Origin of the sequence: Dyella acidisoli (assembly GCF_030160295.1) — a bacterium.
GTDB classification, from domain to species: domain Bacteria; phylum Pseudomonadota; class Gammaproteobacteria; order Xanthomonadales; family Rhodanobacteraceae; genus Dyella_B; species Dyella_B acidisoli.
Genome location: NZ_BSOB01000005.1, coordinates 43,865 through 69,618 on the forward strand (window position 1 = coordinate 43,865; position 25,754 = coordinate 69,618).

7 protein-coding genes are annotated in these 25,754 nt (G+C 58.3%); 2 read left to right on the forward strand and 5 right to left on the reverse strand.

The genetic code is table 11. The features are described from left to right. Positions 1-296: 296 nt before the first annotated feature. From QQJ86_RS02295 to QQJ86_RS02315, 5 genes are all read right to left on the reverse strand, one after another. The gene (locus QQJ86_RS02295) at positions 297-16,520 is read right to left on the reverse strand and encodes a beta strand repeat-containing protein (RefSeq protein WP_284319286.1); all 16,224 of its coding nucleotides are present in this window, start codon (positions 16,518-16,520) and stop codon (positions 297-299) included. A gap of 450 nt (positions 16,521-16,970) precedes the next feature. Further along, positions 16,971-17,534, reverse strand: coding sequence for a LysR substrate-binding domain-containing protein (locus tag QQJ86_RS02300; RefSeq protein ID WP_284319287.1), 564 nt, complete (start codon positions 17,532-17,534; stop codon positions 16,971-16,973). A 113-nt stretch (positions 17,535-17,647) separates the two neighbouring features. Continuing rightward, complete coding sequence (locus QQJ86_RS02305; RefSeq protein ID WP_284319288.1) at positions 17,648-18,340, reverse strand: hypothetical protein; 693 nt, start codon at positions 18,338-18,340, stop codon at positions 17,648-17,650. Between the two features lie 29 nt (positions 18,341-18,369). Continuing rightward, positions 18,370-19,044, reverse strand: coding sequence for a hypothetical protein (locus QQJ86_RS02310; RefSeq protein ID WP_284319289.1), 675 nt, complete (start codon positions 19,042-19,044; stop codon positions 18,370-18,372). Between the two features lie 212 nt (positions 19,045-19,256). Next, a complete protein-coding gene (locus QQJ86_RS02315) occupies positions 19,257-19,826 on the reverse strand; it encodes a YdeI/OmpD-associated family protein (protein WP_284319290.1) in 570 nt (189 codons plus the stop codon). Between the two features lie 868 nt (positions 19,827-20,694). Between QQJ86_RS02315 and QQJ86_RS02320 the strand changes: the two genes are divergently transcribed. Beyond that, positions 20,695-21,759: a glucokinase gene (locus QQJ86_RS02320; RefSeq protein ID WP_284319291.1), complete on the forward strand. Its 1,065-nt coding sequence runs from the start codon at positions 20,695-20,697 to the stop codon at positions 21,757-21,759. Positions 21,760-22,308: 549 nt separating this feature from the next. Continuing rightward, a complete protein-coding gene (locus QQJ86_RS02325; protein ID WP_284319292.1) occupies positions 22,309-25,437 on the forward strand; it encodes a TonB-dependent receptor in 3,129 nt (1,042 codons plus the stop codon). Positions 25,438-25,754: the final 317 nt, after the last annotated feature.

Consider the following 25,754-nt stretch of genomic DNA (forward strand, 5'->3'; position numbering starts at 1 on the left):
AGGAGTTTGACTATATCAATTTGTATGTAAATCACGCGTCAAAATGTGCTTTAAGAAGCGTCTCGTAGGTGAAGGGCTTTATAGGAGAGCCTTTCGGCGAGGGCGAAATTGAGCCGTGGAGAAGTTTCGGCTCGTTCTATTAGCGATAAATCTCCCTTGTCACGATTAGAGGGCGTTATCTGGGATTGGCCAGCAACAACGCTAACCATGACGGTGTAAATCCAAGCGAAGTTGGACTACACCGTCAACAATTTTTTCGATACCGATCTGTCCCTTCTTTTTTGCGGACCTTGCCTCTATTGCGGCACCAGGGCCTGCTGCAGCGTGTTGAAATACGTGGCGATGTTTTTGGCAAAGACCAGTTCGATCTCTGTGTTGTCGGGCGTGATGGTGCTGCCCACTGTCTTGCCTACGAAGGATGCAGCGGGATATTGCGCTCGCAGGAAGCGGATCAGTACGTCCGGATCGCCGATGGGGAACGTGTCGAGCACGCTCATTGCCTTGTAGACCTGCACGTCGGCGAAGCTTTCCGCCGCCACGTTTAGGTTGGGCCATTGCATCACTCCCTGCACCAGCACATAGCCTTTCACCTGGCACTGGCCCGTGGTCTTGCTGTGCATGGTATCGGCGATGGTGAAGCCGGTGAACTCAGCAGAGTTCAGGAACGGACCGGAGGATTGCAGCGATTCGCTCGCCGTCATATCCGAGCTGATCCCGGAGACGAGGTAGTACCGCCACTGGTCGCCGGGAGTGCCGTAGAGGTCGTCGTCGCCGGCAAGATTGAACACGCTCTGGTCATAGGTGGAGGGCGGCTGGATGTAGTAGGTGATGGTGCCGTCCACCGTCGGCACATAATCCGCCTGCAGCGAGTGGTAGAGCTTGCCGTCGTAATACTGGATCGGGTTGCCGTTCACGTCTTGATAGACCAACGTTCCTGCGGTGATAGGCACATTCACGGTAAGACCGTTGGGATCGAGATAGACGGTGTACACCGTCGATCCGCCCGGTTCGACGACATCGGTGACCTTGGTGGAGCCTGCCGGCGCAAACGCCGACATCGGCACCGTGTTCTGCCGCGTGATCGAGAGTGTCAGCGCGCTCAAGAGCTTGGCATTGGCGCTGTCGCCCCAGTTGACCAACTGAGCCGGGTTCTTCGGAATGTCGAAGGGGATGACGTTGTTGGGTAGCACGGGCAGCCCTTGGCCGGTGCCGCTGGTGGGCACCGTGCCGATGCTGAGGCCTGATGCGGTGGGCGCAACCAGCACGACATTCGCCTCTACATCGTTGTACGGATTACGCGGAGAGGTGACAGGGCTGCGCGGCGGCTGGAACAGGAAATCGCTCACCGAGTCGATCACCGGCACCGCGAACACTGGATTGATCTGCGGCACAACGGTGCTGGCGGTGGAGATCGGCGGCAGGAAGCGTTCGGAATACGTGACGCGGTGGAACAGGCGCCACGGTATCGAGTTGTTGGACTTCTTCGCGCTCAGCAGCGCGATGGCATCCGTGTCGCCGCTGTTGTTCAACCAGTTCTGATCCACCACCGTGTTCCAGAAATCATCCGCGTTCTGTTGTTTGGGCTGCAGGTAGAAGGTGTACGCGCGGAATCCTTTGGTTTTGCCCGGTCGATCATACGGTTCCAGATTGCCGGTAAGGCCATTGGCGTTGCCGGTGGCATAAGAAGGTTGCGGCTGCTGGTAGCTGAAGGTGGAGTCGATATTGTCGGAGATCGGCAGCCCTGCGCCCGACGTAACCGAGGGCACGATGTTGTAGACCAGCCCGTCTGAACCGATCACCAGGTTCAATCCGCTTTGGTTGGCCGGATTGAACGTCGAATTGAAATTCATCACGAAATGCGCGTCATTGTTGGCGGCATAGCGCATCTGTGTGTCGTTTTCGATGCCGTCGAAGGAAGACGCGACGTCGAATTGGACATTGCCGGAATAAGTGACTTGGAATTTCTTCGTATGGCTTTGCACCCATTCATAGCCGCCCGACAAGCCGAGCACTTGCGATCCGCCAGCACTGACCTTCGCGTTGAAATCCACTTTCACATCCAGTGACGAGCTTTGTGTCGTGGTCAAAACTTCTTCGTAAGTGGTGGTGTAGGTGTGCTTCACCTCCTGCGTGCCACCGCGGGCGGTCCACACATATTCGTTGTAGAAATCCAATCCCGGTGTCAGCGCATCGTTCGGCAACGAACCCTGGCTGTTATAGGTGGATTGATAGAGCGCCATGGCGTTGAATGCTTGCTGGTCGATCTGCTTCTTGAGCTGATAGGCCTCCACCACGCGCATGTAGCTTGCGTTGTGCCCGACCTCTCCCTGCGAGAAATTGCCGTCGTAAACGGGCGAGAGCTGGCCGGTGGTGGTTTGCCAGGTGGTGACACCAGAGGCCAGCCGGGCAGCGTTGTATTGATAGCCGATCATGCCGTCCAGCACGCCCGGGCGGATGTATTTGCTGCTCATCCGGAACGACAGAATGTTGAGATCGCGTGGGATTTGCGCGTCGGGCACGCGAATGAAACCGAAGGTGGTGTTGGTCTGCAACAAGATCTGCTGATAGACGTCCAGCGTGGTGGAGGTGACGAAGGCCTGTCCATACGATGAGGGCACGAACATGCGCTGCCCGAAGCGTTCTTCGGTGGGCGCGGTCTTGGGCAGCGCGCCCGGCGGGTTGGACGTGGTGAAGCCGCCCAGAGCAGGGCTGGGCAGGATCGGGGTTTTTGATGCCGGTGTTCCCACCGTCGCGCTCGGCACGCTCAGCGAGTTCAGATTGGCCATGAAACTGTCGCCGGTATAGGGCGCCATCGTGCCTTCCAGCTTGACGGTGTACTTGTGGCCCTCATCCAGCTTTTCAGTGGCGGTTTGTTGCGTGGTACTGCCGGTTCCGCCGCCGCCGCTGACAGTGAGTCCCGCGGATATGCCGATGTTGACGGTCAGTTTTTCGCCTTTCAGCCCGAAGCCCAGAGCCGCAAGCACCGGACCGATGCCCATCTGGAAGGACATGTTTCCGCCACCGCCTTTGGGCGGAGTATCAAACTGCGTCTTCTGAAGCGTGTCGTCTTGGTTGAAGGTCTGCTTAAGAACTCCGTCCGGCGTGTTATTGGTGATCGTGTATTGGGTGTCCGAGGGTTTTACGCCCGCCTGGGTTATGGTCACGCTCGCCGACGAAGGCGCAGAGATGCTCGCGGGGTCATAGTTGCCCGAGGCACCGCCGCTCCCCTTGTTCGTCGTGGCGCCGTCGTCGCTGTACGCGTATTTGAAAGAGAGCGAAATCGGCGCGTTGAAGGTGACGCTGGTAGCGCCGGCATACGTTGATTTGTTGGTGAGGTTGGCCATCGGCGCGGGCGGGGCGCCCTCGACATAGCCGATGATCTGCACGTCACCCTGTTCCTGGGACACCCAGACCAGTGACAGATCGCCCACTTTCTTGCCGGCATAGACCGTCAGCACATTGTTGCTGATGAAGACATAGGCTTCGTTGAGCACGCCCGCGAGCCCGCCGGTGACGGAGTTGACCGTCATCGAATAGGTAGTAAGGCTTGGCGGCGTATCGCACACGGTCAGCGCCACGCCGGGAGGCGTGTAGAGATTGGGTGAGACCAGCGGGCCGCATCGGCCGATCGCCGGGCAACCTTGCAGGTCGAGCGAGGCATTGACCAGATCGATAGTGAATGCCGCCGCATTCTTTACCGTCACGTTCTCGATGTATTTCGCCATCGGCAGCAGCGGCACGTAGACACCTGATGTACCGACAGAGAACGAGCCGGGCAGATAGAGCGTCAGGAACGGCTCGTTGGTGGTGACCAACTGCCCGAACATATCGTTGATCACCTGATAGGCCTGACGCGCCATGCTCCAGAAACTGATTTCCTGGATGCGGTAGGTAATGCCGGCATTGAAGCTGAGGTAGTTGAATCCGGACGGGCTCGCCGCATTGGTGGACAGTGGGCTCAACGTAACCGCGCTGCCGTTGACGTAAAGCGTGATGCCTTCGATCTCGCGATGCGGCAAAGGCGCCAGCACCGCCTGCGTGCCGTTGCTGGATGCGGCGTATGCACTGCTGTCCACTTGATTGGCGACGATGCCGTTTGGATCGTAGGCTGCTTTCCAGCAGCCAACCAAGCCGGCGCCTTGCAGATCGGTGTAGCTGGCCTGGTCGATCTGCACGAAGCCCTGACTGGTGCGGATGCCCTTCTTGCTGCGGAACGCGCTGGCGAAGAGATAGACCTCGCGAATATTGCCGGGCGATCCGTTCGCGCCGAACGGGATCGCGGTGCCGTCGTCCTGGTAAGCGCCACCGATCACCAGATTGGCCGCTCCAGTGTTCGCGACCAGCAGCGCGGCGTCGGCGGCGTTGATCAGCGGGCTCGCCAGGCTGGTCCACGCACCATAGGAGCCATCCGTCTGCATCGGGCGCACGGCAATCGAAATGATGTAACCCGTGTCGGTGCTTTGTTGCGGCAGCGATGCCGCGAATGTCTCGAAGTTTGTGGCGCCGTCGCTGTCGTCGGGCGCGACGGCGATAGTGTTGTCGTTACCGATCTTGACCGAACTTGGCCCCTTGGGCGTTTTCATCATGGTGTTCGGATCGAAGGGCGGCGAGTAGGGATCGGTGTCGGCGTCATCCGAGCCCATCGGGGTCTTGGTGTGCTTGGTGATCAGTACCTGAAAGAACCCTTCCCCCAGCGCCGGGCCGGTGAAACTGCCGACGGTGCCGTCGCCGTTCACCACATCCAGCACCACATGGTTTTGCGCGTCCAGCGTCACCCGGAAAGAGGCATGTGTCTGCGGTGCAGGGATCGCTGAACCGGTGCCCTTGTAGAGCAGCCCTTGCGTGTTTCCGGTGGCGCTGGCGGCGACGGTCATGGCGATCGTGAAATCGCGCTCGAAATTGAAACCGCTGCCGTTGGCGACCACGAAGGGGGAGCCGGTGCACACCATCACATAGGGCTGGGTGTAGGAGAGCGCAACATGGCGCCAGCCCGTGGTGAGCGTAGACGGCGTCGTAGAGGCCTGCATCACCGTGTCATTGACGGTGACGGTGATCAGCGACGTGTTGGGGAAAGTGATATCCGTGTAGTAAATCAGCGAATTGTTGCTGATGCACGTGAAGATCGACTGCTCCCACACGGGCGTCACCGGGATCGAATGCCAGAACTCCACGGTGAAATCGCCCTGCGGTGTAATCAGGTTGGTGATGGCGTCGTCAAAGGAAACGACGGGCGTGTTCCATGCCGCCGAGAAGCTTTCCACCGGGCTCGCGGTTTCATCCACCGCAGTGGTGAAAGCGTTGTAACCCCCAGTCTCGAAAGTCAGTGGGGCGTAGGCGGGCAAGAAGGTGAAGGTGGCGGTTTGCGTGAAGCTGGGCAGCAGCTTCGGCACGTCGGCAACGATCTGGTTGGCGCTACTGCCCTGCGTGTAGATGATGTCGAACAGCGTCGGATTGCCGGAGGCATCGGTGGCAGGGAACTGGAAGGTGGTGCCGTTGACGATGACATTGGTCGGCTGCTGAGCGAGCCCATAGACGAGGCCGAACTGGCTTTCCACCGTGTTGAGCGAAGTCGCCGACCACATCGAACCGGGATTGATCCCCGCGGGCTTGGCATCACCCGCCGTAGTGCCGTCCGTAACCATGTAAGTCGTGCCGCCCATATCGAAGACGGCCAATTGCTGCTGCCCGACGACCGGCGCGGAGACGTAGACGCTATAGGACTTCTGCACGGCGACATAGACGCCGCTGGACTTCACGAAGGTGTAGAGCACGTTCTTGTAAGTGAAGAAGTCGGCGTAACCCGATTCAGCGGTGCCGGGGTAGACGTTCAACACCGTGGTTCCGGCTGTCACCTTGCCGATGGGCGCGACCGAACCCGCGTAATTGCCAGCGCCAGGCGCGCCCATGCTGAGCGTGAACAGCAGGCTCGAGTCGAGCTTGAAGGTCAGCGCAGGCTGCGCGATCAAATAACTCTTGGTGCCAGTGATCGTCAGCAGGTTGTGCTGGCTGTCTTCCACATAGGCATAGATCTGCCCGTTGAGCGTGAAAGTGGAATTGGCGATCGGCTGACCGGCCTGCACGGTGATATCGGTCTGCAGCGGCGAGCGGTCGTTATTGCCGACGATGGTGTGCGGTGCCTGATTGGTATCGATGAGGTAATTGGCGCCGTTGATGCTGAACATCATCGGGTTGGCGATGAGCGGGTACGGGCGCCGGTTGTTGTCGGTCACCACCAGATTGGTGGTGTCGAGCGTGAAGGTGGTACTGCCGATAGTGAAGGTGGGAATCTGGTTGACGGTGAACTGCCCCACCACGGACGCAGCGTTGTAGATGTCCGCATCGGCGAAGATGAATTTCGCCGTGGTGGTGTCAAAGGGATTGGAGAGGGTGAAGGCAGAGTTGGCGATAGGGATCGCCGACTGCCCCTGGCCGCGGAGCGTGCCCGTGGTCGTGCTGGCATAAGTGATCACGAAGATCTGGTCGCCCACCGAGATCAGGTCGCGGCTGGGCAGCACCGGGAAGCTGGCGGTAACGGTCTGCGGCAGATTGTTTTCGTCTAGATGGAGCGTGTAGACAATGGTGGAATCGCTCAGCGTGAACGTATTGGGCCCAGTGAATGGGAACGGCGGCTTGCCGGCACCCACTACCTTGCAGGCACTGTAGTTGTTGCCCACCGCGCCGGCGGTGATGGTGTAGAGCTCGCCGTTGATCTCGAAGCTGTCGAGGTTCACCGGCACAGGCACGCCGCCGCTTGCTACGGGATCAACCTCGTCGATCTCGACGGTGAAAATGTCGGAGCCAACCGTCGCCACTCCGGCGTTGACATTGGCGCCCGAAATCACCGGGAACACCACCTGCACGGCGTTGTAGTGAATCAGATAGGTGTTGCCGTCCGCAGGCGTGAAGGCATAGCGCGTCGTCTCCGGCAGGATGAGCAGCGCCTCCACCCGATTGTCAGCGGTATCGACGTAGAAGGTGATGCCGGTCAGCGTGTCGATGAAGAACTGGCTGCGATAAGGGAAGCTCACCGAGATCGGGTTGTTGCCGCTGCTGTCGAAGCTGAAGCTGGCGCCGGCGATCGTATCGGTGAAGCTCACCATGTTGCCGGCGATCGTGGCGGGGAAGGCGGTCGGGCTCTTGCGATTGTCGGTGACGGTATTTGCGCCGACCGTGTACGTGACAGCACCACCTGGGTAGGTAACGGCAAACTGCTTGGTTGCACTGTTGTACGTGAGCCCGGCGGGCTTGATCGTCGCCGTGGTGGCGCTGAGCGTGTAGCTCAGCACCTGGCCCTGATAATCCAGCGTCACCGTCTGGCCCGCCAGCTGCGCCTGATTGGTCGCCTTGGTGACATTGACGGCGTTGATGGCATAGACGGCTTTGCCGTCGGGCGAGAACTCGTCGTCCTCGGAAACAAGATAGCCCTTGATCGCTTTGCCCTTGCCGGTCTTGTCCACGCTCACCGTATAGGCAAGGGCGGAAAGCGGAGCGGCTTGCGGCACGATGAAGCGTCCGGCCACCATCGGCCAATAGGGCCCGGCGGCATTCGTAAAGGCGACATAGAGATTGACGGTATAGGTCGTCGGCTGCGCGGCCGGCCCGGCAATGAAGCTGTTGTTCTGCACCAGCAATACATTGGGCGGCGCCTGGTTGTCGATCGCCACGGTTACTCCGGTCGCCACCGGAACCAGCGCAGTGAAGTTGCCGCCGCTGAGTGGCAGCGGGTAGGCGTTGTTGTTGGAATCGATGAAGACGACCTGTTGGCCCTGCCGCACGCAGGTATAGACGATGCTGGTAACGGGATCGGTAAAGGAACCACCCGTCAGTGCGTTCGCCGCCGCTGTCAGTGTCGCGACCGGGGTGACGGCACCGAAGGTCAAGGCGTTGACCGAGACCGTGCTGCCCGCAACCGTGATCGTGTAAACCAGCGGGATGGTGAAGTTGCTGCCGCTGATCGGGAAGACGCTGGTGATGTCGCCCGCGGCCGTACCGAAATCGGCGACAGCGATGTTCACATAATAGGTCGGCCCTCCAGGCACCTCGAAATAACCGCCCTGGCCAAGGTTGCTGAAGATTTCATAGCTATTGCCATCACACACGGCCGTGTTTGCGCTCAGTGTGTAGAGCTTGCCGGTGTTGGAGTCGGTGAATTGGCTATTGGCGATCGGGAAATAATGCGTGCCGTCAAAGGCGGCGATATCGCTCGCCCGCCCGAAGAACAGCGTCTTCGCACCGAAAGGCACTTGATTGGGAGCAAGCGGACCGCTGTTGACGAGGAAGGTTTTGCTCCCGCCCACGGTAATCGCCGCTGCGTCGTTGCGCAGTTGGTAAGTGATGGCGCCGGCCTTGAATTGGGGCGCGGCGTTGGCGGCGGGGCTGGTGATCAGGTAGTAGGCAGCACCATCAAAGGCCGCACTCTGCTTCACGGTATAAGTCTGCCCGCCGTCGGTGAACTGGAAGGCGGCCACTGCCAGCGGTTGCGGAAGGCTGACGGTGCCGTCATTGCCGATGACGTAGCTCACCGTTTCATCGACGAAGGTGCGGTACACCAGAATGGGGTAGGTGATGCCGTCACCCACGACGGACGATCCATCGATGCGGTAGACGATGTTGCCGATGGTCACCGTATCGGCATTGGCCTCGGTGGTGACGGTGAAGCTGTTGTTGGCGGTCGCGATCGTATACGTGAAGCCGGACGTGGTCAGCGGATAGGCCGTGCCATTGCCGACGATCTGCCCGTTCATCGTATCGAGCAGATAAATGTAGTCCTCGATGGCGACGACATTGCCCTGATTGATGTTGAACTGACCGGAGATCGTCGCGCCGGCGAGCGAACCGCCTTTCAACGTAACCGTGTATTGAGCACCGTCCAGCACGAACTGCGTATTGTTCGTCGTCATCACCACCGTGTTGCCGCCACCGCTGACGGTGTACGGCTGTAGATTGGTGTTGATGATGTAGACCACGCCGTTGAGCGAGAACTGGTAAGGATTGATGGGCAGCGTCTGGCCATTGCCGGTGACGCTGACCCAAGCGCCGCTTTCGGAGACATCGAAGGTGTAGAAAGCGCTGCCGAAGGTGAACATCTGCGGCGCGGTCATCAGCGGATAGCTCGCTGGGCTGCCGGTTGTCGAAGCGGCATAGGGGAACATCGGGCTGCCGTTCGCCGTGTAGACGCCGTCTTCAAAGCCGATCACATAGCCATACGCCGAATTGGAGGCGAAGGTCACTCCAGTCTGGATCGGCACGGTGGTGCTGGTGGCTCCTGCAGTGATGGTGACGGTGCCGTGGATGAGATCGACACTGTATTGCCGACCGACAACGCCCAGCCCGATACCGTTGAGATTGCCGGGTGCGTTGAACACGTCGACGGTGGTGACCTGTTCGTTCGCAGGCAACCCACCGCCTGTCATGGAGAACGGGCTGAGCGTGATAGGTGAGGGCGCCTCGTTGGTCTGCGGCGCATCGAGCGAAGCGTATGTGACGGTATAGATCCCGCCCTTCATCGGATTGAAGGTGAAGAGAGTGCGGTCCACCTGCACCTGAGTGTTGCCAGCCTCGAACAGATAGCTCTTGTCGCCCACCACCAGCGTGTAACGCGAGGTCACGCCATCGCTCAGTGTGGTGCTGATGTTGACGGCATAGCTGTTGCCGTTGAACGAGAATTTGGGCGTGGATATCACCACCCAGATCGGGTTTTGCGGATCGGTGGTATCGACGAAATATTGTCCGCCACCAGCGCTGCCGCTCTTGCCGGTCGAATCCATCACCGAGCCAGTCACGGCGTTGTAGGTATAGAAGACGCTGTCATCCCCCTTCATCGTTGTTCCGGGGTTGGGATTGGCAGCAATCTGCGGCGGAATGGCGCCCGCGCCCTGGAAAGCCTGGCTGAAAGATGTGCCGATCAGTGCGCCCTGGCCGTTGCCGCCATACATCCCGGCGGTGACAGTCTGCGGGGAAGTGGTACGAGGCAGGTAGCTGCTCTTGTCAGCCGATTGCAGTTGATCGACCGTCACCTGCTTGTCCAACCCATGCGACAGCGACCCGTAGAACGCCAACGGCTTGCCCTTCTTGGGATCGAGGGGTTGGAGAGTGGTCGACCCTGCGATGGGATAGGCGATGTTGGCCGAGTAAATCTGCGAAATCAGCACCGGCTGTTTGCCCGCGCCAAGCACGTTCAAGCTGTAGCCGCTGAAGCCTGGCGCGCCGGAGATCGGCGCGGCCGGGACCGGTGAACCAGGCACCGGCGGCCCGGCCACCGCCTGTATTGGGATATAAGCGGGCGGCTGACCTGACGAAGAAGCGCCGAACACGGCGTACGCGATGTTCGACAGCTTGTTGATCTGCGTGACCAGATCCTGCGGATTGACGTTGTTGGGCGTCTCTCCGACAGCGGGTGTTGCAGCGGGGTTCGGCGGCGCGGCAAGTGTTACACGCAGCGTGAAGGTGTTGGTTTCGAGGATGCCGCTGCCACGCGTATAGAGCACATAGGTGTACAGCTCGTAGTAGTTGCCGTCTGTATCGACGTAATACTTGGCGACCTTGTTGCCGGTCCCCGTGCCGTCATCGACAAGACACATGGCGTAGCCCTGATCGATCAGCTCGAACGTGGCGTTGTCCAGTGTGTAGTAGTGATCGCGCGAGAGCAGGAAGAAGTCGTATTTGGTCGGCAGTCCATACAGCGGGAAGCTGTTGGATATCGACGGATTGGTGCCGAGCGATGCGACATCGCGGTCCGCCTTCTTGTTGACGAACACCGATCCGGTCACGCCGTTCCGCAGATGCAGATTGATCGAGACGACCGAGCTGAACGTGTCCATCACTCCGATCGCTTGCGGCCTTACCTGATTCTCGAAGTTGAGCAACAGCGAACGGGTGCGATTGCTGAAGGTGGGATCGGCGATCGAGGGCGGTACGTTAGGAATGTAGTTCGGCAGACCGGGTGCGGTCTGCGCGTCATAGATCAGACTCCAGTATTGCCGAGGCAGGCTGAGGTCGGTGTCGTACATGGCCACTTCGTAGCCAAAGAGGTTGGCCACCTGATCGAGCAGTGGCACCTGGCTGGGCAGCACGTCGTTGACGTCGAAATGATCCGGGCTGGAGAACGTGTATCCAGTCGTCCCCAGGTAGCCGTTCAGCAGCACCATACCCTTGTTCGTGAGCGCAGGGTCATAAGCTTTCAGATCGGCCATGTCGTTGTTGTCATAGTCGAACAACACCGCGATCAGCATGTTCGCCACCGACGATACGGTGGAAATCAGTTGTCCGCCGGTCTGGTCGCTGGACAGCGAATTGGAAAGCGTCGACTCCTCGATGTTGTAGACCCCACCCGCGACGGAGAGGAAGCTGTTCACCGAAAGCCCTTTGGTCTGCTGTCCGAGGGACGTCCAAACCGGGCGGTTGTGCGATGAATAGATGATGTTGGTCCGGTCCATGTACCAGCCGCCGGGCAGATCCTGCTGAGCGCAGATGTTGTACGGAGGTTCCCGGTCGTCGACCTGCAAATGGTCCGTTCGCCAGCAGATGCCTTCCTGGATCTGGCCGTTGGTCAGCGCCAGCACCTGTTGTTTCGGGCTCAGCGAATATTTGTGCGTCAGGTCGTTGGGTGTGAACAGAACAGCAAGCGGGTCGTAGACGAAATGCAGCTTCTGTAGCGAGAGAATCGGCTTGCCGTCCCCATCCAGATTGAAACCCTGCGGATAAGGGACGCCGTTCACCGTTTCGCCAGGCTGCGCGATCACTTCTGCATAGATGAAGGTCCAGAACTGCTCGCTGAGGAAATTCGCGATGTCGGCGACGAAGCCCTTGCTCGCATCAAGCTCCGGGATCGGCACGAAGATCGTCGGGGCAAGGAAAGTGGTGCCGGCGATGCTCGTGAAATCCAGCGTGTCGAGGGAATCGACCATGGTGGTGGGCGTGTAGCTTTCACCGAAGAATTGCATGGCGCTGCGCTTGTAGCGCGCGCCCTGCGCCAGCACGAGATGGCCGTCGGAAGTTGGCACAAAGGTATCGATCAGCAGTCCCGAACTGCAGCCGAGTCCGCCCACTGCCGTCAACGCGCTGCAATTCGATATCGCGCGCACCAGATAGACGAGGTTGTTATAGGGAATCACCTTGAACTGCGGCGTGGGCAGTCCGTTCTGATCCACAGGCGTGAAGAAGCCATTGGTGTCGCTGAGCCCATAACCGAGCGTGGTGACATCGGCGAGCGTGGTGCTTGCCAGGCCCACAACCTGGATTTCCGTCGGGAACGTCAGCACCTGGTCCGCACTCATCGGCAATTGCGTGGTGCCCGTGGTCGCGTTGATCGCGAAGCTGGAAAAGACCGGCGTATCCAGCAGATTGCCGGCGGCGATAACGAACGGCACGTTGGCAACGCTGATGGTTTGGACGGCCTCATACTGGCGGACAGAAAAACTCCCCGTCAGGTTGTACATATGCGCGGGCAGGCTGGTGTCGACGTTGAATGCGTCATCCAGGCGCATCGGCACCAGGTCGCCGCCACCGAAGGCGAGAAACAGATGTGTATTGGTGGGTCGCGTGGACACCATCAATGTACAGGTGGCGTTCCAGTTGCGGCGGCGACAGGCGAAGGTGATGGGGCGGATGTCAGCGATGGCTGCAGTCGCTAGTGCGCCAAGCGAATAATAGGGCAGGTTGGTGCAAACATACGTTTGCGCGGCACCTATCGTGCTGTCCGTGATAATGGAATGGAAGGCCAATGTGTCAAAGCGATTGCCTTGATCGGCAAGCGACCACATGTAGCCAAGAGAGAAATCGTCCGTTTTCGCGATCAGATTGGTGTAGGTCGGTCCCGTGTCCGGTTGCGCCAGATGACCGAACTGATCGTGCGCGAGCGACGGCACGATGATCGACATGTTATAGGCCTTCAACCGCTGCACGAACACGACCCGCACGTAATAGGGGTCGTAGGTCGCGCCCTGCGTCGGGTCCGGCAATTGGTTGGGAGTGGTGAGGTCGGTCGGCACCAGCTCGATCAGGTAACACTCGCCGGTCTTGATGTTGTAGACCGAAAAACCGTAAGTCACCTGCGGCTTCTGCTGCTGGGGCACCACGCTTTCGGCCGTTGTGACCGTCGTACTCTGCGCGGTCGCGATGTCGAACTGCGGGCCGCTCATCTTCACCTGGGCAAGATTGGCCGCGGTCTTCTGTACCTGCAGATCGGCTAGCCGAAGATCCGTGTCCAGATTGGATGGTGAGGTGCTGATCGCGGCGGTTAAATTCTGTACCACGATGCCGTTGATCGCGCTTGCTGTCGTGCCCGTTGTCAGCGAGACCGCACTGGTCGCCACCGCCGTTGCGGCCAATGAGAAATCGACGCCATAGGTATAGGGGTTCTGCTGGTTTGCAGCGCCGGGCAGCACTACTTGCTGACCTTCCGACACGCCGATGCCCGGCGCTGGCGCCGTGGGAATTTGTACTTTCAGCAGGTTGAGGACTTCGTTCGCCAGCTCGAGCAAGTGATTGGGATCCACCGACTGGCTGTGCGTGTCGAAGGGAAAGCCCAGGATCGGCCAGACAACCATGCCGTCCGTATCCAGATACATCTGCATGGGCTCCTGCTTTCTTCGCATGACCTTGGCGATCGCCGCCGTATCGGCTTGCGCCTTGGCGATGCGCGCGTCCTCGGTTGCGCCCGCATAGCGGATGTCGAGATAGGGATTGTGGCGGTTGGCAAATTGCCAAAAGCGCGAATCGGGCCAGAAATTCGGCGGATAGGGCCGCTGCGTGGGATCGTCGGTCAATGCCGCCAGCTCGATCACGCTCAGCATGTAGCGCTTGCCGCCAATCATCACGCTGTCGGTTTCCGGTACGAACACGAATTTCGTTACCGTGCCGACCTTGGCCTGACGGACCAGCCCCAGCACGAACTGCGTCGGTGCAAAGGCCTTGGCGGAAAGATCGTCGGGCGTGGAGTTGATGGCGATGCCGGCGATATAGACGTTCGACGAGCTTGTCGATCCAGCCTCGCCGTTGTCCACGTCGATATTGGTGAAGACGAACAGCGAGCTGTCGGTGATCTGCAACGCATAGGCGGGCAGGCCACTGCTCACTGCGCCCAGCACCATGCTGCCGTCGAAGGAAGCACCCGGCAGCGACGAAGGGGAAACGGACAGGAAGATCGGCACCGCCCACACCGTCATCGTTGCGGCACCACCGATGAAACTGCCGAAATAGAGATCGCCGGTTTGCGGCTTGGAATTGTCGGTCGGTGTGGGAGTGGTCACCGCAACGCCGCTGGCGACGACAACCTGATCGGCATCGAGAATGTCGAGCAGTGACTGCTTCGTCGCATGGTGGAGGCAAACCGAATACACCTCTCCTTGCTCGATGCCGTTACTGCCGACCGCGGGTGCAGGCAGGCTGAGGGAGAGAAGCGGATACAGACGGATACTCGTCAACCCCGTCGTGAAGACGATGGCACCGACATAAAGATGCTGCGGATCGGGGTTGGCAAGTTGCGGCGTCGCAGTCTGCTTGGTTCCGTCCGCGGCCCGCACCGTCAGCGCGGTGCCCTGCAGGCTGAAGACATATTGAGTGCCAGCGGCGAGCGTCACGCCAGCCGTGGCAAGCGGCAGATCGATCGGTGCCAGCGCGGGGCGGTCGCGATGGGCGTCGCACAGATTCAAGATGCTGCCCGAAGCATTGGCCTGGAACGTGCCGCCATCACCTAACGCCTGCTCGAAGAAGGCAGTGCCGATCGGGATGGCACTGATGCCCGTGCTGGCGAGCGCCTCGATCGGAATGAATGCGTCCAACTCCGCCTGCACGGTGGTAGGCGGACTCGGAGTGGTGGAGGGCGTGTTGCCGCCTTGACCTACCGGCAACAGGATCGGCTGTCCCGGAAAGCGCGCGATGATCGGAACGTTGTTCGCAGGATTGACGGCCTGCGCGAGCACCGGGCGCGGCGTCGCAGCCTTCGCCGCTGCTGCGTTTGCTGCACCGCTGCCAGCAGGCACAGCCGGCGCGGGTGGCGTGGTGGTGACCGTGGCGGTTATCGGCACCGTCAGCTCGTCGGTGATGCCTGCCACCGGATTGGAGCTCATGTCGAAGGCGAGCGCCGCACTCATCACGCTCAGCCCGGCAGGCACGCCAGCTACGGAATAGGCGCCGGCGTACTCGATCATCTGCTGCAGTTGGTCGGGCGAGAGGATGTAGCTCGCTGCGGCAAATTTCGCGAGCACATTGGGCAGGTTGCCGCCGCTCAGGAAGGGGGTCGCCGGGTCATAGATCAACTCGGGCGATAGCGCATTGACGACATTGGCAATCTCGAACGCCGAATTGTTGGTTTGATAGTCGTAGATCGGATAGCCCAGGCTCTTCGCCCAGTCGTTGTCGCGATAAAAGCCAAGGATGCGCTGGCTGGAAAAAGCCGACAGCGGCATCAACGCAGTGCAGGTGAGTGCCGAAACGCCTGCTACGACGCCACCGCCCACTGGAGCGATCGAGTAGGCGATGGTGTCCTTGAATTGCGTGGTGACGAATTCATGGTCAGGAGCAACGAGCTGGGTTTCGATCGAAGCCGTCAGCGTTTCGGCTTTGGTGGCGTCGTAGCCTGGGCCGTTCTGAAACACGGCGGTTTGGCCGTAATCGAGAGAGGTGACCTGATTGCCCTGCTGCGTCGTCTGTGTTGCGCCGAAGCGGTTGACGGCGTACTGCCCTTGCGTCGCCTGATCGACGACATAGGCGACCGGTAGCACGAAGGTGGTCTGACCAATCGCGTTATGAGTGGTGACGTCATAAACCAGCGAGGTTGCCAGCGGCACGATGATAGGGCTCTCGTCATACACCTGCCGGTTACCCACTTGCGAAAAATCGCCGATCGGCACCACTTGCGCCATCGCCGATCCCATCAGGATTCGCCGCAGCCCGGTGGCCGGGTCATAACCCGTCGTTTCCGTTCCCACCATCAGCGAAGGGGGAATGATGTCCACCCTGCCCGGAACATAGGCATGGGTGACGAAAGAGAAAATGTCGCTGGCAGCCAGATCCTTGTACATCTGGAGGATGCCGCTGTCCGTCCGCTCGTAATGTTGGACGCCGCTGCCTTCCAGCGGCGCGTCAGAATCGATATCTGCCGCGATGGAAAGCAAAAACTCGTTCCGCACAGATTGAATGACGAACAGCCGGGTTGCGCCCAACCGTTGATAGGGATCAACGTTGGCACCAACCAGAGCGGTGCCGAAGCTACGCTGCGTGTTGGATGCATCGAAATAGCTTTGCCCCAGCCAGCACAGCGCGCTGTAGAACCACGCCGGTGCCCATTGCAGGACGATGATGTGGAAGTTTTGACCCAGGCCCGGGCCAAGCGTCGGTCGCGGCAGTGGTCGCGGATCGACGATGCCTACCGGCGTGGCAATCTGGTTCGTGCGCGGGGTGCTGATGGCGGAACCCGGTTGAGATCGGAAGGGGGATAGCCTTGCCCGTCGTTGCCATGGGTGGTGTGGACTAATCCTTGAAGCGTCGGCTGTGGCGTGCCGTTGAAATAGGTTCGCCATATGTCCTCCCTCAGTCATGCATCGGGACGAGGCAGTGCCGTTGACGGCGTTGACCTCGCGACCATCGCCCACAAGACGGAAAACACAGGCCGCGGTTTCCCGTGACCGATCTAACCGTCTCGAATGCTCAAGATTCCCAACGGGTGCTCATTGCGAGCAGGGCTCGCCACACCTTGGCATCCCGCCTCTTCATTGCCAGTTACACGACATGTGGCGTCGACCAGGAACGCACGCCAACCGGTAGCAAAATTACGGCAGGAAAATAAAGGACTCGCGATCCACCTGGCTCACTGGCATGCACTTTCTTCCAGCGAACGTAGCCCCAACTCTGGGCGCGACTATTTGGAAGTACACCCGCCCCCCGGCAGGTTTGTTCAATCGCGGCGTGAAAGCTTAGTACGCATCGCGTCAATGGGACGTCAACCTTGACGCCCACAATGATTCGGATCCTCAAGAGATTTTTGCGTTTTCATAGCCAAGGCGCTGCCGCAATCGCGGTGTTGCAAAATCCAGGAATGCGCGCAGCTTCAATGGCACTTGGCGTTGTTGCGGATACACAAGACTGGCAGGCATAGGCGTTGGTTCGAACGCTTGAAGAAGCCGCACCAACGCACCCGATCTCAATGGCTTGGCCACTTGGTCAGATAGAACACGAGCAATACCTGCGTCAGCGATAGCTGCAATGACAGCAGCTTCAGCCGAATTCACTGTGAGGCGCGACGCTACCTGGATCAGTTGAGAAGTTCGTTCGAAGCGAAACTCCCATCTGTCTGCAGCGGCGTAACCCTCGTAGGTAATGCATTCGTGGGAAACAAGATCGCCGGGACAGCTTGCAAAGGTCCCGCTTTGGATATCGCCTTTGAATAGAGCTAGACCCTTGGCCAAATCGGTCAACTCTTCATGGCCCACGTACACCTGGATGCAAAACAGGAAATCGGCACTGTTGGTCGTGATTTCCAGCTCGAGAGCGCGTTCGTCCTGCCATATCTTCTTGATGCGAATCCCGCTATCCATCCCTGCTCCCTACGCGCAACGTCAAATATTTAAGGCGCCCCTGTAAATGTCCGCTCCGGGTCGGGAGCGGACTTTGCTATTGCATCGATTCGCCCGAAGCGTTTTTTTTCAAATCATTGCGGCCACTTGATCGGCGGCTTTTTCGGAGCCTTCTGGCCAATGATTCGTATAGAAGAAACTAGCGGATTAACTATTGTTGGAATTGTGTAATAAAGATAAACCTGTTCATTCCAGTCGTTTACAAAGACTTCCGCGCGTTCAATTCCCTTAGACAGCACGCCGGCCGAACGTAGACCCAACGCCCTTAAATCTCCCTCGGCCTGTTTTACGGAGAGCGTTGAGTTGCATGAAAGGTCTACCGTGGAGGTGGAGCCGGGCTGCCATTGCAATGCACGCCATGTGGAAAAGGTTTCGATGGGCGGAAGGTTGTCTTCGTGTATTTCCACCCTAAGGGAAAGAAAGGTCGAGTAACTGCCACTTGCCAACGGCGTTGCCAGCTGTTCGTAAATGCCAATGGTATCTATCGGGCCGACCTTGACCACATGCTGTATCTTCACACCTGTCACTTGCTCCATGTCTTCGATGCTTATGTAACTGTTATTTTTTGCCATTAAAGGAAGCAACATCTTCCATATGGAAGTAAGGCAGTATTGAGACTTCAAAGATTGCGAATGCACTAAATCTTGAGCGCTGGTGGCGCTAGATGTGTCATATGAAAACAACGACACCAAGAGTGATGTGGCCAGAAGTGCAGTCTTTAACTTTCGCATGTCTTCCCTAAAGTTATGGCAATACAAAGCGACCATGTCCGCTTCGGTTCGGAAGCGGGCATTATTCACCCTTGATGAAAGTTAATCTCGATGTCTTGCGTCGATGGATACCACCACATGGCGGACGTACGGTAGGGTATGTTGGCGGCCTTACATTCCATTGAAAGCGGCGGAGAAATCCCGTTTTCAATATGTACCAACGTGCAGCGCTCATCAAGCACACCGTCAGGACTTTGCCCCGGCTTAAGCGGCGGAGAATTTATCGGAGTCAGATTCGCTCCATTGACGAATGCCAACTCATAACCTTGGATATCAGACCCCTTCGCGATTACCCCGCGAAACTCCCAAAGGCAGCGCCCAGGAAGCACAGCATCGACGGCGACACGAGTCCTGTAACGAAGGCCGTCCATGCCAAGCTTTAGAGGCACGGTTACGCCATATGGCTCACGCGTGCCAACCCAAATGGTTTGCCTTGTGAAATCCGAACACGCGGGATTTGTGGCCACAAATCTTTCATAAAGGCTTACCTTGATCGAAGAGTCGATCTGCCCGTGAACGAGAAATAGATACTTGGGATTTGGATTAGGCTTTGGATAATCCGCGCCACCTGGCGGAATCTCTCTTGCTTCTATTGGAAGAAATATGAAGCACAAAAGCAGTAAGAGAAAACTCGTTACCTGATGCTTTGTAGCAAATCGCGGACCATATTTTTGTTTCTTTGATCCAACTGACGACTTCATGCAACATTTGCGCTTCATTTCGAACTCCATGCCACAACTTTTAAATAGTAGAGTATCGATTGCGTCGTCGGCCTCGCCAGCAAGGTCCGCATAGGGTCGAAAGCGGACCCGAGACGCCCATCGTCGACGCAAACGCCTCGATTCACTTCTAGCTGTCGCTCAAATCTGCTGCTTGGTCATTTGGCTAAAATCTAAATCTCACGCCCCCCTCTCTAGGGATAGAAGGATTCGCCTCGGTTCAGCATGTCGACGAATTCCTCGATCTTGCGTGCCCGTGTTTCGGGCTTTTTAGCATTCTGTATCCGAAATAGGATGGCATAGCGGTTGCGGCTGTTCAGTGTTGCAAAAAACGTCCTGGCTTTGGGATTTGCGTCCAGGGCGACCTGCAGGTCGTCCGGCACCGTTGAGTTGCTGGCGGACGTATAAGCCATTTCCCAGCGACCGTCTTTCTTGGCCTTCTCGATCTCTTGCATGCCTGGCGGACGCATTCTGCCTGCAGCGATCAGTGCTTCAGCCTTGTCTTTGTTGAGCTTGGACCAGATGCTTTTCGCGGAGCGTCGAGTGAAGCGCTGTAACCAGTATTCCTCGCTCTCGGCCTGCTTCTGACCATCAATCCAGCCATAGCAGAGAGCGCTCTCCAGCGCTTGTGCGTAAGTCAAGGTCGGTTGTTTGGCGTTCTTCTTCGCTAGGCGCAGCCATGTCCCGGTCGAAGCACCTTCGTTTTTTGCCAACCAGGTTTCCCATTCATTCTGGGTAGCAAATGTTAGATGCGATTCAGTCATGACAATGAGCTCACTCCCCTGAGAGCGGCAGTACACAATTAATGCGTCGCCGAGAAAAGATATTTGTGTAGGTGACCGTAGCAGGTCATTTGCTGCGAGCAAACGTGCCAGAACGTAGTGACCGAACGCTGTGACCATCCAGGGTTGACAGATTGCCTCGTCCTCCACCACGCGCCGAACATACGGCCACTCCGCTCAGCATCATTCTCGTCGGGACGCTCGGCTCAGGAAAATCTGAGTAACGCTTCCTTCCTGCATCTGTTTCAACGGCTTTTTTGACACCCAAAAGCGAAATTTACTGCTCTCATGATCTACAGAATAAATAGCCAGTGCGTGAGTTGAATAAAATCAGGGGAAAGTGATGAAGGCATACAAGTTTCGATCGTCTGGCCAACTTTCGTTGGACTGCTGTGATGATGAGTAAGCGTTACTCGCACGCGCGATAAATCTTCCTCGTCGCAATCAGGGAGCGTTATCGCGGATAGCGCAGAAAAAGATTTTATTCCTGCTGGCATTCCACTCAGTTGGACAAACCACGGCACTCGACTGCCTCAACATCCCTTCGGTCGGACCCGCAAATCGGGCAAGCACTCTTCGCGCAGCCGGCGTGATGTGCCGTTTGCGGAGGAGGGTGTGACCAGTGGGCACCTAAATTCCAGTCGTTGTCATGGTTAATTGGCGGCAAATCTTCACAATTGGTGCGTCGCATCATATTTAGCCAAGTTTGTCGCTATGCTTATTAATAAAATACATATTTATCAATTTAATACATATCTTATGTACTGTTAATTATTGATGCTGTGTCGCAAGTTGACACCGGTGACAATGATCCGCAATCTGATGCCCGTTCCCGGTGCGGGGAGGCACAGTGAACGCAGTCATCGACCTTCTGGATCGACCAGCGAGTGTCCCGACGATGCCGTTTTTGGCGGCGGATGTCGGTGGGACGTATGCGCGTGTTGCATTGGTCCGGACCTCGCAAGATGAGGGGCATGAGATCGAGGTGCTTGCTTATCGCAAGTTCGCGTGTGCGGACTTCCGAGGGCTGGCGGAACTGTTGCAGACATTCGTCGATGTCGATGCGCGGACCCCGGTACGGCACTGCGTAATCGCTTGTGCTGGTCAGGTCATCGGCAACGAGGTCTTGCACGACAACTCCGCTTGGCCCATCCACTTGTCGCAGCTGCGTCAGGCGTTGGCTCTGGACGATATTGGCGTCCTCAATGACTTCGAAGCGCTGGGATACGCGCTCGACTACCACGCGGACAGCAGCGCTCGTCTTCTTTGCGGGCCAGACACGCGGGTCGATGGCCCCGCGTTGGTGATTGGCCCAGGAACAGGCCTTGGCGCAGCAGTACGTCTGCCTTGCACTGCGGGTGATCACGTGCTGACGACGGAAGCCGGTCAGATGGATTTCGCGCCGAATTCGATTCGCGAACGCGAGGTGCTCGCACACTTGGCGCCGAATGGTGGCTACGTGGCGTACGAACACATTGTGTCAGGCCCCGGTCTGCTGACCTTGTATTCGGCGCTGTGCACGTTGCGCGGCGAAACACCAAAACTTTCAACGCCTGAGGCCGTGACCGACGCAGCTGTGACGTGCAGTGATGCGCAAGCGGTGGAGGCCGTGGAAATCTTTTGTGCGTCGCTGGGAAATTTTGCTGGCAGCCTTGCCATGACGTTCATGACGCTGGGCGGTGTGTATTTGGCCGGCGGCTTTCTGTATTCGCTGTTCGCCTTGCTCGAACGCAGCGCTTTCAAAGAACGATTTCTGCACGGGCGCAGTGCGCGCGCGTTTCTGTCGCGGGTTCCAGTGTGGGTAACGGAGCACGGTCGCAAAGGTGTATTGGGGGCAGCCAAGTGGTATCTCCGGCGCGGTCTGTCTGGAGACGCGAAGTCGAGTCATTTTTCCGCGGCCGGGTTGACCCGATGAATCGCATGACGGCATCGGCGCCAAAAAATTTTGAGCAACCCAGGGGAGGGTTGCATCAATGTTCCGAGCTTAACGTCAACGTCGCTGCAGTTTCGAAGCGAATTGTCATTCCGGCGCAGGCCGGAATCCAGTCAAGAATGATGTGCGAAGCACACGAAATAAGGGTTTTGTGTGCTTCGCACGACGTATTCAAACTGGATTCCGGCCTGCGCCGGAATGACGGATCGCTCTGAAACAGCGTTGATGCGGGCATTAAGTTCGGAGCGTTGAGGGGGGGCACGAGTGAACTACCGACGCGAATCACCCGCTCGGCAAATAGGTAATACGTGGAATAGGCATTTCGCAGGGGAAACACGGAGTGGGAGCGGTCGTGGCACGCAGGTGCCACGGTTGGATCGGCATTACAACGATACGCCACGCAACAGACGACACCTGGGTGCACGCGTTGAAGACAATCAAGAGGTAAGGCTCATGTACACGTTACATCGCAAGCACCCCTTGTCATTTGCCATATCGATGTCTTTGCTCGCCGTTGTGGCGACATCAGCCATGGCGTCGCAGCCTACGGGTGCTCAGGCGGCGCAAGCCACCGCATCCCAAGACGCAACGGCAACGCCGTCGCCTGATGCGAAGAAAACCAAGCCTGGCGCCAACGCTACAGATACAGATGCGGAGGCCAAGAAAAAGGCGGCCACGTTGGCTGCCGTCAACGTTGTCGGTGTGCGTGCATCGCAGATGCGTGCGATCGAAACGAAGCGCGACGCTGCGAACATCCAAGACAGCATCACGGCGGAGAGCATCGGCCAATTGCCCGATGTAACCATCACCGACGCACTGCAGCGCGTTACCGGCGTGCAAATCAACCGCGATGCAGGCGTAGGTACCACGGTGGACGTACGTGGTCTGCCCGAAGTCGGCACCATGTTGAACGGTGAGTCATTCATCACCGCGGACCAGATCGACTCACAACAACCCGACTTCACCATGCTGCCCGCCACGCTGTTCCATAGCGTGGATGTCATCAAGTCGCCCCAAGCGAGCACGACCGACGGTGGCATTAGCGGTGCGCTCGATCTGCATACCTATCGGCCGTGGGATTTGCCGAGCGGATTCACCTACAGTTATTCCGCCGATGGAGAACGTGGCCGCACCAGCAATCAATGGGGGCCGGAGGCAAACGGCCTTATCTCGTACAACGACCACGGTCGCTGGGGTTTTCTGGTTTCCGCCGATTATTCCGACACCACGCGAACGAACTCGAGCGAAGGCCTGGACCAATATGGTGTGGTGCTCAACGGCGAGAATGCAGCCAGCGCAGGCAGCTACAACGGTTTTCTGACAGCGTGGAATGGTGCGCCGATTCCTTCCCGCATCGTGCAGAATCCCGACGGCAGCGTCGACGTGAACGGCGATGGAAAATCCAACGGCGTGTTCATGGGTAGCCAGGACATCAGCCTGTACGACATCACTACCGAGCGTAAGCGCAAGTCCGGCAATGCCTCTTTCCAGATGGATCTTGGCAGCGGGCTTACCTTCACCAGTGATTACTTTTACGCGCACCAGGCCGAGTTCGTTCGCAACGTCGGTATCCAGTTCAACTCCACCAACTGGCAGGGCGCGACGTACGTGCCGTTGCAATCGCGCAACACGGGTAGCCCTATTGCCGGTCAGTACGCCACACCGGAACCGGGTTGGGCCGGCAGCCAGTTGTACACCACGCAGGTCTATGAAAAGTGGCCGGGCGACGTCGAATCGTTCTCGCAAATCACGCGGAAGGAATCCTATGCGCAGAACTTCAATATGCAGCTGGATTTCGACAATGGCGGGCCGTTCACTGGAAGTGTGCGCGGCATTCGCGATACAGCACGACAATCTCTGGTCGAAACCGACATCAATATTTCCGATTCCGATGGTGGCCTGTGGCCCAACGTGCTGATGCCTGGCGTCCCGGCTAATGCCGTACCGTATGGCACCTTCATCTATCCCAGCCAACTCGGCGGAAACCGCGTATTCAATGCCAATGGCACCCCACAGAACACGGTGCCGATCATCGCGAATTTCACCGGCCGCTACCTCACGGTCGGCATGCCTGGATCGCTCGCCAGTCAATTTGCCAACACCGACGGCTGGACGATGAAGACGCTGGAATCCTCCGGCGACTACGATCGCTCAGTCGGGCTCAACGTGCTGCGCTTTGATGGCCATTACGATTTCGGCGATGGCATCAAACTCGACTTCGGCGTGCGCAACAACATTCGTAGCGCCAACAACGTCGGGTTCACCTTGGAGACCCCGGTGTACGCCGGCATCGGTGCCAGCGATCCGAACGGTTGCCTGGTGCGTTATGTGGGTGCCGACGTGGTGCTCAATAGCGGTTCGTGTACGGCAGGCAATGCGCTGGGCTACTTCCGCGCCGGCCCCTTGTCAGCACAGCAGTTACCGAACACGCCGGCGCCGCTGGCCAATAACTGGAAGGAGTACGCCAACCTGCTCGGATCGGGCATCACCTTCTGGGCCATCGATCCGAATGCGATGAACGACCCAGAGAGCTACTGGAAGTCGCTTTATCCCGATACCACGCGGGTGGGTGAGCCAGGCACCACCTGGGCCGTGGGGGTGAAGGAAACGTCGGGCTACGCGCAGGGCGATATCGAGGGCATGCTCGGCGACATGCCGTACAGCGGCAATGTCGGTGTGCGCGTGATCCGCACCAACCTGGATGTCACCCAGCATTTGACCGGTGCGCCGGGTGCGTACGGTGATGAGCCCGCCGATGCTGGAACCCAGGTCACCCGGCGTGAATACCGTGACATCCTGCCGGCACTCAACTTCGCGCTGGACCTCACCGATGCTCTGAAGCTTCGTCTCGCGTATTCGAAGAACATGATGCCGCTCAACCTCAGTCAGTGGGGCGGCGGCCTGCAGTTGAACTATTCGCTGGAGGAAACGCCACAAGGCCCGTTGTTCCGCGTTTCGCAAGGTACGTCGACCGGCAATCCGAACCTCAAGCCGTGGCGTTCCACGAACTTCGGCGCATCGCTTGAGTACTACATCAACCCCACCAGCATGATCAGCCTCGCAGGGTTCCGCATCAACGTGGCGAGCTTCATCAAGAGCGGCAGCGTTATCAATTGCACGTTGCCGGATGAGGATGGTGTCGTTCGTGATCATTGCATCACGATCACCGAGCCGGTGCAGGGTAGCGGCAACAGCATCCAGGGTGCGGAATTCGATTACCGCCAGGGCTTCACATTCCTGCCTGGCATCCTGTCCAAGACCGGCATCGAAATCAACGCCACCTATGCACCGAGCAACACGGGAGAAAGGGATCTGTCCGGGAGCAAGATTCCGTTCCAGGACAATTCGACCCAGTCAGGGAATCTCATCCTGTGGTACCAGAGCGATCGATTCCAGGCACGCGTCGCGTACAACTACCGTTCCCGGCGCGCGGTGTCGGAAGACGTCGGCGGCATCACGGGCATGGAGATGTACGAGGCGCCGCAGAAGTATCTCGATGCATCGGTGTCGTACAAGATCAGCAAATATGCGGAGGTGTTCGTGGATGGCACCAACCTTACCAACGAGTATCAGCGGTATTACTTGGTGTGGCCTGATCAACCGGCGCACTCGAACTTCTCGGAGCGGATGTTTATGGTTGGTGTGCGGGGGCAGTGGTGATCGCGAAGATGGGTGCTGAACAAGTGCGTGAACCAGTCCCCTCTCCCCTTCGGGGAGAGGGTTAGGGTGAGGGGCTGAGCTTGCGAGAAACTCGATGGCTGCGTGCAAGTTTTGCTCCTTTGGGAAACCAGCATTTTCCGCGCAGGTTCAACATCACTGATTCGTCGCCCCGGCGAAGGCCGGGGCCCAGTGACTTTGACGATCTTCAAGTCGCTGGGTCCCGGCCTTCGCCGGGACGACGAGCTATCAAGCATGGCGGCTGTGGGCCATATTCCCCTGGAGAGCCTGTGAAAAAAACAATGCTTATGTCGTCATTC